Origin of the sequence: Megasphaera indica, from assembly GCF_046614755.1 — a bacterium.
In the GTDB taxonomy this organism is placed as follows: Bacteria; Bacillota; Negativicutes; order Veillonellales; family Megasphaeraceae; genus Megasphaera; species Megasphaera intestinihominis.
Map to the genome: position 1 here is coordinate 1 of NZ_JBKKJR010000006.1, position 14,873 is coordinate 14,873.

Genomic DNA, 14,873 nt, shown 5'->3' on the forward strand with positions numbered 1-14,873 from the left:
AGGTTGGAAAAGTCCTGTCCAATACAGAATTTTCCGACAGACAGCATAAAAAAGTAACGAGACAGTAAAAACAGTCTCGTTACCAAGGTCTAACTTTTTGGGGTCACATCAATTTTATCTTCATGCGTCAGCTCTTTTTCACTGTAAGGGTCGCCACGTGGGCGATCCGTTTGGAATTTGGATGATTCTCCTGGCAAGCTGGTTAGGAAAATCAGACATATGCGGAAGCGGGCTCGCCACGTGCGAGCCCCTACTGCAGCTTGCGACCCGCGACCTGCGGCCTGCGGCCTGCGAACTGCGTGCGCCCCCTAGGGCGCACTTCTCCTACAATATCTTCGACAAGAACAGTTTCGTCCGTTCTTCTTTCGGATGGAAGAAGATGTCATCCGGCTTCCCTTGTTCCAGGATTTTCCCTTCGTCGATAAAGAGGACGCGGTCGGCGACTTCCCGGGCAAAGCCCATTTCGTGCGTGACGATGGCCATGGACATGCCGTCTTTGGCCAAATCCTTGATGACGTCCAATACTTCGCGGACCATTTCCGGGTCCAATGCCGATGTCGGTTCATCGAAGAGCATGAACTTCGGCTTCATGGCCAGGGCGCGGGCAATGGCCACACGCTGCTGCTGACCGCCGGACAAAGTTTCGGGATAGGCGTCTTTCTTATCGGCCAGGCCGACTTTTTCCAAGAGCTGGATAGCCGTCTTCGTCGCTTCATCCTTGCTTTCACCGCGGGTCTTCATGGGCGACAAGATGATGTTCTGCAAGACCGTCATGTGCGGGAAGAGATTGAAGCGCTGGAAAACCATGCCGACTTCCTTGCGGATATTGTTGATGCTCTTGGCATCGCTCATGCTGATGCCGTCGACGATGATTTCCCCAGCCGTCGGCTGTTCCAGATAGTTGATGCAGCGCAGGATCGTACTCTTGCCGGAACCGGACGGGCCGATGATGACGACGACTTCTTTATCTTGAATGGTCAAGTCGATGCCCTTCAGGACTTCGTGCTTGCCAAAACTTTTTTTCAAACCTTTAATTTCTATCATCCGTTGCGAACCTCCGTTCCAAATAGCTTACGAGACGGGCAATGGTCAAAGTCATGACCAGGTAAATAGCAGCGACAGTCAGCCAGATTTCAAAAGAACCATAGGTCTTGGCGATGATGAGCTGGCCGCGGCGGGTCAATTCTTCAAAGCCGATGACCGAAACCAGGGACGTTTCCTTGGTCATGGAAATAAATTCGTTGCCCAGCGGCGGGATGACGTGTTTAAAAGCCTGGGGCAGGATGACATAGCGCATGGTCTGCATCCACGACAAGCCCAGGGAACGGCCGGCTTCCATCTGGCCTTTGTCGACAGACTGGATCCCGGCGCGGAAGATTTCCGAAACGTAAGCACCACTGTTGATCGAGCAGGCAGCGACGGCAGCGACGAAGGGGTTGATGCGTTCGCCAATGACCATCGGCAGGGCAAAATAAATCAGGAAAATCTGGACCAGCATAGGCGTACCACGGATAATATTGACGTAGCAGACGGCAATGACCTGTAAAATCTTGACGCCCGACAAGCGGCACACACTGGTAATCAGGCCGAAAATGAAACCCAGGCCGACAGCGATTGCCGTGATTTCAATAGTGACACCGGCACCTGCCAACAACAGGGGCAATGAGTTCCAAATCAGACTAAAATCAAACGACATGATAACACTCCTCTAAATGACACTCTATAACATATGATAATATATACGCTACTCTATTATACGTGCATATTTATAAGATGTCAACGCATTTTAGACGCCCAAGGCATCTATGTAGGGGCCATATAAGTAAAAGAAAAATACCGCAAAAAAGGAGCCATCATGAAGACAGCTCCTTACGAACCTATCCCGGCTCCCCTGTGAAGGGGAGCTGTCAGCAATGCTGACTGAGGGGTTCCTGCACCATAATCGTCTTATGCAAGTGAAAAGGAACCCCTCCGCCGCTTTAGGCAGCACCTCCCCTTCACAGGGGAGGCCTTACGGAATTCCACAAGCGGGCCACGAGCCACGAACGCCTATCTCCCCAGGAGATGGACGAGGTGGAACAGGTTTTCGTCGATGGGATAGCGCAGGGCTTCGGCTTCCGAATACGGTGTCGCTACGACGCGGTTGTCGATGAGGCCGACGACGCAGTTATACGTGCCAGCCAGCAGGCTGTCGACGGCTTTCTGAGCGAAACGGCCGGCCATGATGGCATCGTAAGCCGACGGGGCCCCGCCGCGCTGGACATAGCCGAGGACGGTCAGATTCGGCGACAAATACGTATGTTCCTTGATATAATCGACGACGTCCGCCCCTTTGGCAGCGCCTTCAGCGACGATGACAATGCTGCTCAGTTTCTTCATGCGGTGCGATTCTTCCAGGTGACGGCAAAGGGCAGCCAAATCTACGGGATGTTCCGGAACCAGGACTGCTTCGGCACCGGAAGCCATGCCGGCGTTGAGGGCGATGAAACCGGCTTCACGGCCCATGACTTCGATGACGGCGACGCGGTCGTGGGAGAAGGCCGTATCGCGGATTTTATTGACCGATTCCAGGACGGTGTTGACCGTCGTGTCGAAGCCCAGGGTATACTGCGTCCCCATCATGTCGTTATCAATGGTTCCCGGAATCGTAATCGTCGGGAATCCCAACCGGCTCAGTGCCTGGGCACCACGCATGGAGCCGTCGCCACCGATGACGACGAGAGCATCTATTTCCAGTTCACGCAAATAAGCAACGGCTTTTTTCTGCGTTTCTTTTTCTTTGAATTCCAGGCAGCGGGCTGTCCGAAGCATGGTACCACCGCGATGGATGATAGCGCCGACATCACGACGGCCCAAGGGACGCGTTTCATGACTCAGCAGCCCTTCATAACCGCGAATGATGCCTTCCACCGTGAGGCCTTTCTGAATGGCATACCGCGTGACGCCGCGGATAGCCGCATTCATACCGGGGGCATCCCCGCCGCTGGTCAATACTCCGATTTTGTTGATCATTTTTCATCAATCTCCTTTTTTTCCCTGGCAATGAATTGCACATGCCTTTCGTTGATTTTATGGACAATGGATTCGACGATCTGTGATGCTCCCCCGCGCGTCGTATCAATGACGCAGTCGCAGTACGGATAGACCTCTTCCCACTGTTTCATCATCGTGTGGACGAAATCACGAAGATTTTCATAGTCGACAGTCGGCCGCTTGCCTATATGGCGGCTGACCCGTTCTTCCACGCGGAACGGTTCAGACAATAAGGCGACGATAAACCCATGGCGATGCAGGATTCGATAAGTGCCGACATTCATAGGAAAATTGCCGCCAAAGGAAATGACAGCTTCATGATAGCGGCTGACTTGCTGCAGGACATTGATTTCTCGTTCGCGAAACACTTTTTCCCCGGAGCTCGCAAAGAACTCGGCAATGGTCATGCCCACAGCCCGTTCAATACGCCGGTCCGTATCAACAAATTGCCAGCCGAGGCGCTGAGCCAGCTTGCGGCCAATATGACTCTTGCCGCTCCCCATCATGCCGACGAGAACGATATTCCGCTTCATCATTATCGGCGCACCTCCTCAAATTAGTATACTCTGTATATGTACCCCCTTATTCTATCATAATTTTTTCTCCTTGACACAAAAAACTCTGTACTTTTTCTTCATATATCTATAAATGGAGCGAATTTTTCCTCATAACAAGATGTTTCCGTCCCTATCCAAGGCGGACGGCCTGCTTTATCATAGTTTCGCCAGAAGACTCCTTCCTCTTTTAGGTAGGAGATGAATAGCGATGGATTTCGCAGGTTCGATGCCTGCGAAATCCACCCTATGTCTTTTCCATCTTAGCCTTTTCACTTCGTCTACGGTATAATGGTAGATAACAGAGGAGGTGAATCCTAGATGTACTTGACGCAATCGAATGTCATCCGCGGCTTGTCGAAACAAGAGTATACGATGCTCCGGGAAATGTGCCAATACAGCAATAATTTGTATAACGTAGCCGTCTACACGATTCGGCAGCATTACTTCGACACCCAGCAATTCTTGCGGTACGAAGAAAATTACCCCATCTGCAAGGGAAATGAAAACTATGGCTTGTTGCAGGCTGGTGTTGCTCAGCAGATATTGAAGATGGCCGACCGCAGTTTTCGTTCTTTTCTTGGGCTTTTGCAGAAAGTCAAGTCCGGTGACTATGGTTCAAAGGCTGTTCGCCTGCCATACTATCGTGAAAAAGGGGGCCTCTTCAGTCTCATCTTGTCGACGAACGCCATCAACATTAAAAATGGCTTCCTGACAGTGCCGATGAGCCGGGAATATGCGAAACGCTATAACGGTCATCGGATTCGGATTCCTGTTCCCGACAAATTGAAGGATAAGACGATTCAGGAAGTCCGCATCTGTCCCATGTATGGCGGACGGTATTTCAAGATTCAGTATTGCTACTTACAGGACCCGGAACCAGTGAAAACCTCGCCAGACCGTGTCCTAGCTATCGACTTGGGCCTGGACAATCTGGCCGCCTGCGTTACCAATACGGGGACGTCGTTCCTCATGGACGGTCGTAAACTCAAATCTATCAACCAGTATTGGAACAAACGCAAAGCCAGACTCCAAAGCATTGCTGCCAAGCAGGGCCAGAAGACGACGAACCAGCTCTGTCAGTTAGCGAAGAAACGCAATTTCCGGATGCAGGACATCCTTCGCAAGACAGCCCGCTATATCCTCGATTTTTGCATCAGTCATCAGATAGGGACCCTTGTTTGCGGCTATAACCGGGATTTCAAACGCGGACTGAAGCTGGGCAAAGTGACGAATCAGCATTTCACTCAAATCAATTTGAGCTATCTGCGTAGTACCTTGAAATACCTGTGTGAACGCTACGGGATAAGCTATATGGAACAGGAAGAATCGTATACCTCTCAGGCCAGCTGCCTGGATTTGGATGACATTCCCGTATACCAGCCGGATACCCCCTATACAGGAACGTTCAGTGGACAACGAGTCCAGCGCGGCCTGTACCGCTTCGCCAACGGCAGGACGGCCAATGCCGACATCAACGGCGCCGCCAACATACTCCGTAAAAGTAAGCAGAACTTCGATTTCGAAGGACTGTGTAAGGGGCTTTTGGACAGCCCTTTGAGAATAAGGCTATCCTGATTTCAGGAGGAAACTTAAACAGCAACCTTCTCAAGAATCTCCCGCTTCTATAAGCGGGAGAGGTTCAAAATAGACATAAGTTATAGATACGAGGAGAATTATCATGAAAATCACACAGATTATGTATACCAATGAAGTGGCAGGCCTGTCGTGCCGCGGCGAAGAACGCTTTCTGCCTTATGGCGAAGCCCTCTGCCTGGCAGGCCGCGCCGTACCGACAGCCCGGCTGTGGAAAAAGATGCAGGATGACGGCGCGGCCGAATTCCCGGACCAAACGGGCCACATGGACGGCACGTGTCAGCTGATGCAGCAGTCCTTCACGCTGCGCAAAGCCGTCTACGAACTGTATCGCACGGAGGCCGCACAGCAGCGTCATATCGCCACGATAACGCTGGAACAGTTCCCGCGGCCGACAGCCATCGGCGGCCACAAAGTCCGCGGCCATATCGCCGTGAGCCATCCCCACACACCGTCGAGCACAGCAGAAGCCTTAAGCCTGGCAGGCGTCCTGGACACGGCCGGTCAAATCGCCCTGGGCCTGGGCGTCATCCGCCTGGTCTATGACGACACGCCGCCCGTCGCCGACGACAATGCCGCCCGGCTGCGCGACGAACTGGCCCAGACCCAGGCCTATTACCAGACCTTGCAGGAAAGTTATGACGGCTACGTCCAGACCCTGGAACAATCCCTGCGCGAATGGGAAACGCGCTGTCCCCAGGAAGACGTCGAAAAAAGGGCCCTTCCCCTGCCCGACGACTACACGTCGCGCCTGGAAAAGGCCCTGGAAGGCTTCCGCGTCTGTCTGGCCGGCGGCAGCGCCCTGTGGCATGACAAAGTCCGCACGCGCTTCCCGCACTGGATGATCCTGGAAAACAAGCACTTCGACGTCCAAAAACTCCAGGGCGCCGACGTACTCATCATCAACACCAACCATACAGGCCACGCCCTGGTCCGCAAAGCCTGCCAGCAGGCCGCTTCCCAGGGCACGCTCGTCTGCTACACCAGCCGCTACAACCTGAACGCTGCCGCAGCCGACATCCTCTACGCCTTGGGCGAGTAAGCCTAAGAGCCACTGACTTTTATTTTGCAACATTTTTGTAAAATTGAACAAATAATTGCATTTCCCATAAGATTCTTTACGACATATTGACGCTCGCCGCAGCGGCGCGCTATAGTAAAGGCATGAGGAGGTGGTATCGTGAAAAAATGGAAACAGGCTATCCTGGCCGCCTTGTTCTGCACGTGTACGACGTTGACAGGACTGGCTGCAGACACGGCCAAAACGGCACCTGCCGAAGCGGCCGTTCAGACCCAGGCCACCGAAACAGGAGCTGAAAAAACAGCAGAAAAAGCCAGTGTGCCTACGGATCCGTTAGCCGGCCATACAGGTAAAATCATCGACAAATATTACCTGACCAAAGGCTCGACCTATAAAGACGTGACGACGCTGCTCCAGACCATCGATTCCCAGCGGACCGGGCTGGACACAACAACCAGGCCTTATTATTTCCGCGTCGACAAAGACCTGACGGACAAGTACTTCCGCCGTGTCCGGGCCTATGACGACAAAACGACAGAACAGATTGGCGAATACTTAGTCGCCAAAGACAAGAGTGCCGTCTGGCGTATGGATACGCCCCACGAAGGCTTGATTTATGGCAGCGCTGAAAAAATGATGAAAAAGAGCCGCATCATCATCTACCCGCGCTATCTGGCCCTGGGCAGCAAAGGCATCGTCGCCCTGCAGACGCCGGGCAATGTCCCCTATGGCCTGACGGCCAAGAGCCTGAATGAGTCCGTCGCCAAAATCGGAGAAGACAATACAATTATCCCCGTCAAGACGGGCCAAGTAGACATCCTGGCAGACGTGACCGTCGGCGACGTCAAAGAAACGGCATCGCGCCGCATCTCCGTCATCACCCAGGCCGACCTGCAGCGCATGGCCTACAATGCCTACATGACCCAACTGTATATGGATACCTATTGGAATTGGGGTTGGGGCGGCCCTTTTTATAATGATTGGGGCTGGCATCGCCCGCCACCACCGCCACGCCACGGCCATCGGCCGCCACTGCAGAGATGATAAAAGGGCTTGTCGCACGTGCGACAAGCCCTTTTAAGTGGTTAGCAGCTAGTGGCTAGTGGTTAGTGGATGGTTAAAAATTTGAAACCAGCTTCTACAAACTACAAAGCGAACGGGGCCTCGCATGATGGCAGAAACCTTCGTGCGACAGCCCCTTCTTCTGTAGGGGCGCCACGCGGGGCGCCCGCACCGGAATATGTACGATTTCCCGACCTGTTTGCTAGAAGAATCCTCCAAATCCCTAACGGGTCTTGAAAGAGAAACCTCTCAGACCGCCTTTGGCGGCCAGCTCTCCTATTAGGAGAACCTTTTATCAAGCCTCAAACACCTCACACCAAATGTCTGGGAGCAGCCGAGACGGCGCCTTCCAGGCTTTCTTTTTCTGTTTTGTAGATGCGTTCAGCGATTTCGTCGACTTTGTGGGTCAGCCACATGTAGGCCGTCGTACCCTCACGGTAATCGGCTTCGGCATACATATCGATGCGGCCATCTTCCCGCAGTTGTTCGACCTGGCGGAAGGCCTTGCTGTTTCCTTTGGGATAAATGGCAAAGGTCGATCCGCCGAATTTTTTGACTACCGAAAAGGCCGGCACATCGCTGGGCCCGTCGGCAATATAAATCATGTTGGGGAAAGCGACGCGGCGCAGGGCATCGGACATCTTGGCATTGACATCGATTTCCGGATGCTGCGGCACGCCCTTATTGATTTCAAACAAGGCCCGCGTCTTGGTCGTATTATCGATAGTATAGCCCACTTCACTGATGATTTTATGCTTTTCTGCATCGAGCCCTTCAATGAGGTCGCAGCCCCAGATGGCTTCAACATAGGGCATGACGGCCGACCCTTTGATGATAGCCGACATGCCCGTACTGACAATGTAATGCTCCACCTTGATGTTGTACTCGCGGTACTTGGGATTGTCTTCGACGACGCGCTGAAGATTCTTGAAGATTTCCGGGACGCCGTGATAATACTTCTGCTTCTGGCCAAAGGTCTTCAGCTTTTCATTATTAAGGCCCTTGAAAATCCCTTTCTGTGCGTCCTTGATGAACTGATTCAGATAAATCGTGTCGGCATTGACCTTGACGCCTTCCTTGGCATAATGCGCCGGCAAGGCATTGACATGCTGCCAGAATTTCGCCTTATCAATATGATATTCCTCAAAAATCGGGTCCTGCATGTTCCCGTCAATCAAAGTCTTGTCGAAATCCCAAATCACAGCAATGATGTTCTGCATGAAGCTCACCCCGCTTTCAGGCAATCAGAAGGAAAAGGTATCTTTCAACCCCAGCCACTGTTGGTCTTTATCGCTCAGATTCAACGGCGTCCCGTCTTCAAGATGATAACCGGCGGCGCTGGGCGAACCCTGATAGTCACCGACGAGTTGCGGCCACTGGATACCGATTTCCGGGTCATTCCAGGCCATGCCTCCTTCATCATTGGGATGCCAGAAATCATTGACCTTATAGCAGAATTCCGCCACGTCGCTGAGGACCAGGAACCCATGGGCAAAGCCTTCGGGAATGAGGAACTGCTTCTTATTTTCTTCCGTCAATTCGACACCGTACCATTTGCCATACGTCTTGGAATCACGGCGCAAATCGACAGCCACATCGAAAACACTGCCGCGGACAGCACGGACAAGCTTGCACTGGGGAAAATGTTTCTGGAAATGAAGCCCTCGCAAGACCCCTTTTGTCGACATGGACTGATTATCCTGAACAAAATTAATATGGAACCCCGCTTCCTCCATATCCTTCTGATTATACGTTTCCATAAAATATCCACGGCCATCACCGTGAACCGTCGGCATAATGACACAAAGCCCGTCAATGCCGCCCACATTCTTTTCAACCTTTATCTGACCCATTGTTATATCTCCCTTCATGCATATTTTCTTTATTATAACATATTAATTAAACGCAGGCCGCTCTTGTCGTTCATCGTAGGTCGTTCGTCAACGAGCCATGGACCACTAGCTACGAGCCACTAAATTCCCCAAATACCTCCGCAAGGCGTCTTTCCAGTCGGGCAGCGGCCGGAATCCGTTGGCGACGAGTTTGCTCTTATCCAAGCGGGAATTAAAGGGTCGTTTGGCTTTCGACAGGCCGTATTCTTCCGTCGTGACGGGGATGACTTTCGTCGTATAACCGGCCTGACGATAGATTTCACAGGTAAAATCATACCAGGAAATATAGCCGCCTTCGTTAGTCGCATGGTAATAGCCGTATTTATCGCTTTCAATCATATCGACTAACAGCCGGGCCAAATCAAAAGTATACGTCGGTGTCCCGATCTGGTCATTGACGACGCGGACCGTATCGTGGGTCTTACCGACATTGAGCATAGTCTTGACGAAATTCTTACCGTTCTGTCCGAATACCCAGGCAATGCGGACGATAAAATATTTTTCCAGCGTCTGCGAGACAGCCAATTCCCCTTCAAGCTTGGTCTGGCCATAAACGTTGAGGGGCTGGTAATCCTTGCAATCCGGCTGCCACGGCTCCGTCCCCTGCCCGTTGAACACATAATCCGTACTGAGATAGAGCATCTTACAGTCCAATTTCTTGCAGACATCGGCAATATGCTGCGTCCCACCGGCATTGACCGCCCGGACCTGAGCCACTTTGTCGTCATCTTCGGCCATATCGACAGCCGTCCAAGCTGCACAATGAATGACCGCATCGGGCTGTACATCCGTAATAACCCGCCGTACCGCATCCGCATCGGTAATATCCAAAGACACATACGGTGCCGTCGTCACCGCCGTCCCATCAGCCATACCGCTGTAAGCCGGAGCCAAATCACTGCCGATACCGACATGCCCCCGCAAAGCCAGCTCATTCATCACATCATGACCCAACTGGCCATTCACACCTGTTACAAATATTTTCATAGAGTGGTTTTCTCCCTTCATACTATCTTATTCCATCGTCATTATCAAATAAACGCAGACCGCAGTTCGCAGGCCGCTCTTATCGTTCATCGTAGTTCGTTCATCGTTCATCGAAAGGTCCCCTGCGAAGGGCCGAAAATATCCCAAGGCGAACTACTGCGACCTGCAAACTGCATTCATCTCCATCGCCTGCATGCGATTTCGTAGGGGACGCCCAGAGCCTTTCTAGCCCGCCAGGTACTATCGAGAGATGCAGGGCAGTTACAGCAGCGGCGGGCGTCCCGCCGTGAATTTCGTACACAGCCTACTCTGGTATAATGGTAAGCCGTGACTTCTGTGGATCCGTTGATTATGCATCAAAAGCAAATCAACTATAGAGGCGACCACATGTACGCCCGTTCGGAATAACAATGCACAACATACTACATGTCAACATTGCCTACACGAGTATATACCAACTGTTCGCAACGGGCCGCCCTTGGGGACGCCCCTACGCAAAACCGGGATCAATTTCGATGATAGGGTTCTTTCCTTACGAGCCGAGGGTACCTCGAGGCAATGTATCACCCCTGAGTCTATCGCAGCAAAGCCGCATCTGAGTCCGTAGCGACCTGCGGCCTGCGTCGAGGCTCCTAGCCTCGACTCCCATACATCTTCTGATAATACTGCTGGTATTCCCCGGAAATGATGGGCTGCCACCAATCTTCGTGGTCCAAGTACCACTGGATAGTCTTCTTGATGCCGTCGGCAAATTTCGTTTCCGGCAGCCAGCCCAATTCTTTATGGATTTTCATCGGGTCAATGGCGTAGCGGCGGTCATGGCCTTTACGGTCCGTAACATGATGGATGAGGCTTTCCGGTTTGCCCAGTTCTTTGCAAATCAATTTGACGATGTCGATATTCCTCATTTCATTATGGCCGCCGACGTTATAGACTTCGCCGACACGGCCCTTCTGGAGGATGAGGTCGATGGCCCGGCAATGGTCTTCGACATAAAGCCAGTCGCGGACATTAAGGCCGTCCCCATAGACAGGCAGCGGCTTGTCATGCAGGGCATTGATGATCATGAGGGGAATCAGCTTTTCCGGAAAATGATAAGGACCATAGTTATTAGAGCAGCGGCTGATGGTCACCGGCAGGCCATAAGTCCGATGATAAGCCAGAACCAGGAGGTCAGCCGAAGCCTTGGAGGAACTATACGGACTGGACGTGTGGATCGGCGTCGTTTCCGTAAAGAACAAATCCGGCCGGTCCAAGGGCAAATCGCCATAAACTTCATCCGTCGATACCTGATGATACCGCTGGATACCGTACTTGCGGCAAGCATCCATGAGGACAGCCGTCCCCATAATATTCGTTTCCAAGAAAATCGCCGGATTCTCAATAGACCGGTCGACATGCGATTCCGCCGCAAAATTGACGACCACATCAGGATGCTCCTCTTCAAACAACCGATAAACCGCATTGCGGTCACAAATATCAGCCTTGACAAAATGGAAATTATCCTGATCCATAACCGGTGCCAACGTAGACAAATTCCCAGCATACGTCAACTTATCCAAACAAATCACCCGGTCCTGCGGGTGTTCCTTCAACATATGAAACACAAAATTCGAACCAATAAACCCGGCACCGCCAGTTATTATTATATTCATTCTATCGTTCACTCCTATTTTTATAATATTTTAATTACATATTACTCATCTGGTAAAATTTTCCCTTCAGCTACCTTGCGCAAATACTGACCATAAGGACTTTTACCATATTTTGATGCACTGTCTTCCAACGTAAGCAAATCAATCCAGCCCTTCTGGTAAGCAATTTCTTCTAATGCGGCTATATGAATCCCTGCTCTAGTTTCAACGGCTCTAACAAATTCTCCTGCTACGCTCAGACTTTCCATCGTACCGGTATCTAACCAAGCATACCCACGTCCTAACGTAACGACGTTAAGCTGTCCTTTTTCCAAATATATTTTATTCAAATCAGTAATTTCCAATTCCCCACGAGCAGAAGGTTTCACCTGCTTCGCATACTCACAGACATGTTCATCGTAAAAATAGAGTCCGGTAACAGCATAATTGGTCTTTGGATTCTGAGGCTTTTCTTCAATAGAAATTGCCTTGCCATTCTGGTCAAATTCAATGACACCAAACCGCTCCGGATCATCAACGTAATAGCCAAATACTGTAGCTCCCTCCGTATTAGAAGCGGCTTTTCTCAAATGTTTAGTTAGGCCTGCACCGTAGAAGATATTGTCCCCTAAAATCATAGCGCAAGATTCTCCATTGATGAATTCTTCACCCAAAATAAAAGCCTGGGCCAATCCATCCGGCGACGGCTGCACCTTATAACTCAGATGGATACCATAGCGCGACCCATCCCCCAGGAGCCGTTCAAAATTCGGCAAATCCATCGGCGTTGAAATAATCAAAATATCCCGAATCCCGGCCAACATCAACGTCGACAAAGGATAATAAATCATCGGCTTATCATACACCGGCAACAACTGCTTAGACGTCACCATCGTCAGCGGATACAGCCGCGTCCCGCTGCCCCCAGCTAATACAATCCCTTTCAAAAAAATCACTCCTTAACCAATTTAAAATAATATTATCTAAATCGATTCTTAATTTTAAGGCATTTTCTCAAATATAGATTTAACAAACAATACTAAAAAATAACATTGTATCTATTTATACACTATCCATTTGAAACGGTACAAATAGATGGAAATCGCTTGATATAGCTATTACCAATAGTTATATCAAGCGATTATTAATATATTATTAGAAAAATAGTCTATGATACTATTTATTCAAGCTCTTTTTCCAGGTATCATAGTCACTATCTTCCCACGGCATATATTTTTTAAAAGAATATCTCCAAGGATAAACAGGCTTTCCAGTTTTTCTATCTTTTATTTTGCGAACATCGGAAATAATTTTAGCAGGATTCCCACCAACTACTTCAAATTGTCCCACATTTTTAGTGACTACGGCACCAGCAGCAATTAAGCTATCGCTCTCTATAACAACTCCAGGTAATATTACACTTTGAGTAGCAATAACTGCAAACTTTTTAACAGTAACACCTTTCATTACTTCAGATGGAGGTGTAGGGTCATTTGTCAATACTACATACGGAAAAATCCAAACAAAATCTTCTATAGTTGATTGTTGACCAATATGTACATTACTGTGCATACGCACGTAGTTGCCAATTGTACAATGTCCTTGAATATCATCTAAAGTTCCCAAACTGCAATGATGGCCAATTAATGTTTTTTCACGAATGGTAACATTATGTCCAGTTGAAAAATGATTTCCAATTGTTGTATCCCCATAAATAACTGTACCACTTCGAATTATTGAGGAGTTCCCAATTCTTAATGGGTGTTTGCCTATGTCATGAGTTTGATAAAAATCCATCTGATATTCACCAAGAATACAATTTGCATCAATGACACAATCATCACCAATTGTTACGTTGTCTCTAATGATAACTCGATGATCAATATAGACATTTCTTCCAATCTTAATATTATCACCTAGTATGACATCATCACAAATTTTTGCTGTTTTATCTATTATATTCATAATTTCGCTCCTGATTTCTATTAATTAAAACTATTTATTATTTTTATTACATAAGAAATCTGATCATCTGTCATCCCATAAAACATAGGAATGCTTAATTCAGTCGAACTAATTTCTTCTGCAATCGGCAAATCACCTTTTTTTAAATTTAAATTACTATAAGCTTTTTGTAAATGCATTGGAATGGGATAGTGTTTATTTGTTCCTATACCTTTATCATTCAAATATTTTTCTAATTCAGCTCTTTTGGCACAGCGAATAGCAAAGATATGCCAAACAGGATTAACGTTTTCTATTACATGAGGTAAAATAACTTGAGGATTATTTATTTCATTGATATATCTGCTAGCAATGCGCTGGCGTTCTTTATTCATACGATCTAAATGTGGTAATTTTACGCTTAAAAAAGCCGCCTGTAATTCATCCAATCTGCTGTTATTGCCTTGATAAATATGATGATATTTATAATCTGATCCATAATTTCCTAACGCTCTTACTTTAGAAGCCATCATTCTGTCATTCGTAACTATGGCACCAGCATCACCGAGAGCCCCTAAATTTTTTCCAGGATAGAAGCTAAAACCTGCTGCATTACCAAAAGTGCCTACTTTTTTATTTTTATAAGTAGCTCCATGTGCTTGTGCACAATCTTCTATTAAAAGTAATTGATACTTTTGAACTACTTCTAAAATTGGATCCATATCACATGGTTGGCCATATAAATGAACTATAATTATTGCTTTAGTATGTGATGTAATTTTATTTTCAATTTCATTAGGATTGATATTAAATGTATTAATATCTGGTTCAACAAAAACGGGTTTCGCCCCCGAATATGTAACAGCTAAAGCGGTAGCAATAAAAGTATTAGATGGTACTAAAACTTCATCACCTGCTTTGATACCTAGAGCCTTTAAGCTCAACATTAAAGCATCTAATCCGGTGCCACATCCAATACAATAATTTATATTTAAATATTCGGCAAAAGCAGTTTCGAATCGTTCATCCTCCTTTCCCCCAATATACCAGCTAGAGTTAAATACTCTTTCAAAAGCCTGATGAATATCATCATTTAGTTCATGCTCCATGGGTAAAAATGAGACAAACGGTATTTTCATTATAAAATCCT

The 14,873-nt window shown here is 48.6% G+C and carries 14 protein-coding genes; 3 read left to right on the forward strand and 11 right to left on the reverse strand.

Annotated features, from left to right (window positions below):
- Positions 1–324 precede the first annotated feature (324 nt).
- From ACFCTO_RS04615 to ACFCTO_RS04630, 4 genes are all read right to left on the reverse strand, one after another.
- Positions 325–1,044, reverse strand: a complete 720-nt coding sequence (locus tag ACFCTO_RS04615) for an amino acid ABC transporter ATP-binding protein (RefSeq protein ID WP_292262510.1) — start codon at positions 1,042–1,044, stop codon at positions 325–327.
- The gene (locus tag ACFCTO_RS04620; protein WP_292262509.1) at positions 1,031–1,696 is read right to left on the reverse strand and encodes an amino acid ABC transporter permease; all 666 of its coding nucleotides are present in this window, start codon (positions 1,694–1,696) and stop codon (positions 1,031–1,033) included. The genes ACFCTO_RS04615 and ACFCTO_RS04620 overlap by 14 nt, the downstream gene beginning before the upstream one ends.
- A gap of 353 nt (positions 1,697–2,049) precedes the next feature.
- Positions 2,050–3,012, reverse strand: coding sequence for a 6-phosphofructokinase (gene pfkA / locus ACFCTO_RS04625; protein ID WP_292262506.1), 963 nt, complete (start codon positions 3,010–3,012; stop codon positions 2,050–2,052).
- Positions 3,009–3,569 (reverse strand): shikimate kinase, encoded by a 561-nt coding sequence (locus ACFCTO_RS04630; RefSeq protein ID WP_499876455.1) that lies wholly within the window; start codon positions 3,567–3,569, stop codon positions 3,009–3,011. Before ACFCTO_RS04630 ends, pfkA begins: the two co-directional genes overlap by 4 nt.
- Before the next feature lie 339 nt (positions 3,570–3,908).
- Between ACFCTO_RS04630 and ACFCTO_RS04635 the strand changes: the two genes are divergently transcribed.
- The 3 genes from ACFCTO_RS04635 (at position 3,909) to ACFCTO_RS04645 (ending at position 7,248) form a co-directional block, all read left to right on the forward strand.
- Positions 3,909–5,165 carry an RNA-guided endonuclease InsQ/TnpB family protein gene (locus ACFCTO_RS04635; RefSeq protein WP_499876456.1) on the forward strand — a complete coding sequence of 419 codons (1,257 nt, stop codon included), beginning with the start codon at positions 3,909–3,911 and terminating at the stop codon, positions 5,163–5,165.
- A 103-nt stretch (positions 5,166–5,268) separates the two neighbouring features.
- On the forward strand, positions 5,269–6,225 hold the full coding sequence (locus ACFCTO_RS04640; RefSeq protein WP_481325169.1) for a C-Myc-binding protein: 957 nt from the start codon (positions 5,269–5,271) through the stop codon (positions 6,223–6,225).
- 138 nt (positions 6,226–6,363) lie between these two features.
- Complete coding sequence (locus tag ACFCTO_RS04645) at positions 6,364–7,248, forward strand: hypothetical protein (protein ID WP_499876457.1); 885 nt, start codon at positions 6,364–6,366, stop codon at positions 7,246–7,248.
- 329 nt (positions 7,249–7,577) lie between these two features.
- Here ACFCTO_RS04645 and ACFCTO_RS04650 read toward each other — a convergent pair whose 3' ends face one another.
- From ACFCTO_RS04650 to ACFCTO_RS04680, 7 genes are all read right to left on the reverse strand, one after another.
- Positions 7,578–8,486, reverse strand: a complete 909-nt coding sequence (locus ACFCTO_RS04650; protein ID WP_499876458.1) for an HAD family hydrolase — start codon at positions 8,484–8,486, stop codon at positions 7,578–7,580.
- A gap of 24 nt (positions 8,487–8,510) precedes the next feature.
- A complete protein-coding gene (gene rfbC, locus ACFCTO_RS04655) occupies positions 8,511–9,119 on the reverse strand; it encodes a dTDP-4-dehydrorhamnose 3,5-epimerase (RefSeq protein WP_302485097.1) in 609 nt (202 codons plus the stop codon).
- 105 nt (positions 9,120–9,224) lie between these two features.
- Positions 9,225–10,145, reverse strand: a complete 921-nt coding sequence (gene rfbD, locus ACFCTO_RS04660; RefSeq protein ID WP_370841616.1) for a dTDP-4-dehydrorhamnose reductase — start codon at positions 10,143–10,145, stop codon at positions 9,225–9,227.
- A gap of 632 nt (positions 10,146–10,777) precedes the next feature.
- Positions 10,778–11,800: a dTDP-glucose 4,6-dehydratase gene (rfbB, locus tag ACFCTO_RS04665; protein WP_302485099.1), complete on the reverse strand. Its 1,023-nt coding sequence runs from the start codon at positions 11,798–11,800 to the stop codon at positions 10,778–10,780.
- Positions 11,801–11,841: 41 nt separating this feature from the next.
- On the reverse strand, positions 11,842–12,726 hold the full coding sequence (gene rfbA, locus ACFCTO_RS04670) for a glucose-1-phosphate thymidylyltransferase RfbA (protein ID WP_302485100.1): 885 nt from the start codon (positions 12,724–12,726) through the stop codon (positions 11,842–11,844).
- 229 nt (positions 12,727–12,955) lie between these two features.
- Complete coding sequence (locus ACFCTO_RS04675) at positions 12,956–13,744, reverse strand: acyltransferase (RefSeq protein ID WP_302485101.1); 789 nt, start codon at positions 13,742–13,744, stop codon at positions 12,956–12,958.
- Between the two features lie 20 nt (positions 13,745–13,764).
- Positions 13,765–14,862: a DegT/DnrJ/EryC1/StrS family aminotransferase gene (locus tag ACFCTO_RS04680; RefSeq protein WP_499876459.1), complete on the reverse strand. Its 1,098-nt coding sequence runs from the start codon at positions 14,860–14,862 to the stop codon at positions 13,765–13,767.
- Positions 14,863–14,873: the final 11 nt, after the last annotated feature.

Coding starts and splice junctions, on each gene's coding strand:
- ACFCTO_RS04615 (WP_292262510.1), bottom strand. CDS start 1,044: ATGATAGAAATTAAAGGTTTGAAAAAAAGTTTTGGCAAGCACGAAGTC.
- ACFCTO_RS04620 (WP_292262509.1), bottom strand. CDS start 1,696: ATGTCGTTTGATTTTAGTCTGATTTGGAACTCATTGCCCCTGTTGTTG.
- pfkA (WP_292262506.1), bottom strand. CDS start 3,012: ATGATCAACAAAATCGGAGTATTGACCAGCGGCGGGGATGCCCCCGGT.
- ACFCTO_RS04630 (WP_499876455.1), bottom strand. CDS start 3,569: ATGATGAAGCGGAATATCGTTCTCGTCGGCATGATGGGGAGCGGCAAG.
- ACFCTO_RS04635 (WP_499876456.1), top strand. CDS start 3,909: ATGTACTTGACGCAATCGAATGTCATCCGCGGCTTGTCGAAACAAGAG.
- ACFCTO_RS04640 (WP_481325169.1), top strand. CDS start 5,269: ATGAAAATCACACAGATTATGTATACCAATGAAGTGGCAGGCCTGTCG.
- ACFCTO_RS04650 (WP_499876458.1), bottom strand. CDS start 8,486: ATGCAGAACATCATTGCTGTGATTTGGGATTTCGACAAGACTTTGATT.
- rfbC (WP_302485097.1), bottom strand. CDS start 9,119: ATGGGTCAGATAAAGGTTGAAAAGAATGTGGGCGGCATTGACGGGCTT.
- rfbD (WP_370841616.1), bottom strand. CDS start 10,145: ATGAAAATATTTGTAACAGGTGTGAATGGCCAGTTGGGTCATGATGTG.
- rfbB (WP_302485099.1), bottom strand. CDS start 11,800: ATGAATATAATAATAACTGGCGGTGCCGGGTTTATTGGTTCGAATTTT.
- ACFCTO_RS04675 (WP_302485101.1), bottom strand. CDS start 13,744: ATGAATATAATAGATAAAACAGCAAAAATTTGTGATGATGTCATACTA.
- ACFCTO_RS04680 (WP_499876459.1), bottom strand. CDS start 14,862: ATGAAAATACCGTTTGTCTCATTTTTACCCATGGAGCATGAACTAAAT.